Source organism: Deltaproteobacteria bacterium (genome assembly GCA_021159305.1).
GTDB lineage: Bacteria > Campylobacterota_A > Desulfurellia > JAGGSF01 > JAGGSF01 > JAGGSF01.
In genome coordinates, this window is sequence record JAGGSB010000063.1 from 1 (window position 1) to 1,024 (window position 1,024).

The following is a 1,024-nucleotide window of genomic DNA, read 5'->3' on the forward strand; positions in this document are numbered from 1 at the left end:
AATAATATCCCACCCCCTGTATCATCATCTGACAGCACACTAAGAACCTTCATAGTTTAGTTTTAGTATAAATCCTACAACCTTTAATCCATCACTTAGATATTTTACTTTATAGCATTCGACTTTTTTAGACCATTCAGATTTAATTCTGATTTCTTTCTGTTCTACTATTTTACCATTAGAATTTGCCAGAACATTTAAATCCTGAGTAAGGGTAGTAGCCTTCTCTTGATTTTTTAAGCCGACAGCTTCAGTTGTATAGCCAAGAGAAAAAATGACGATAAAAAGAAATAGATAAACTGAATACTTAATCTTAAACCTCATTTTGTTGTTCATAATAATTACCCCCTCGTGTCTAACGACTGAATTCAGCGGCGGTGTTAACCGTCCGTTGAAATGATTTGTTAGAAACCAGCAATCTAAGTGGCACCAAAACCTATTTCCCTCTCTTATTGTATTTTGGTTTGCTTCTGGCAATGATATTCGATTCTGTTTTCTCGGCCTCTGCGATTGACGTCTTTTGTTGAATCTTGGCCTTAGCTCCACCCAATATAGAATTAGGGCCTTCTGGCAAATGTTCTCTTAACCTTTCTTTTACTCTTCCCCGCTTGGCTACACCCGTGTAAATGTTTTCACCACTTTGATTTAGGATCTTATAAACCACAGGCTTGTCATCTGGCAGATCCTTTACTCCTTCTTCATTGAATTTCACCGTTTTGGTTTTTTCCTCAGCCATAGCTCACCTCCTTTTGACATATGATTTCTAACGATCAAGCTCACCTGCCGCTATGGAGCGTCTACCCGCGCGGACACGCAGACAGGCAGCGGAATAACGCTCAGGTACTGGTTTGTTATGCCTTATTTTGCTCTTTTTTTCCAATAATTTGGCTCTTTGGTTAGTTGCATAATTGCAATAAAAATTTCATCTTTTGTAATTTGATAAATTACTCCTTCCCTTCTCTATTCCCTTTGTTCTTGCTGTAGTTATTTACTTAGAAAAAATTATTTCTCCTTTTTTTAGCTT

The 1,024-nt window shown here is 37.2% G+C and carries 2 protein-coding genes; both read right to left on the bottom strand.

Going from position 1 to position 1,024, the window contains the following annotated elements:
* Positions 1-39: 39 nt before the first annotated feature.
* Entirely contained in the window at positions 40-336 is a 297-nt protein-coding gene (locus J7J10_03970; protein MCD6130086.1) for a hypothetical protein, read from the bottom strand.
* A gap of 100 nt (positions 337-436) precedes the next feature.
* Positions 437-736, bottom strand: a complete 300-nt coding sequence (locus J7J10_03975) for a hypothetical protein (GenBank protein MCD6130087.1) — start codon at positions 734-736, stop codon at positions 437-439.
* Positions 737-1,024: the final 288 nt, after the last annotated feature.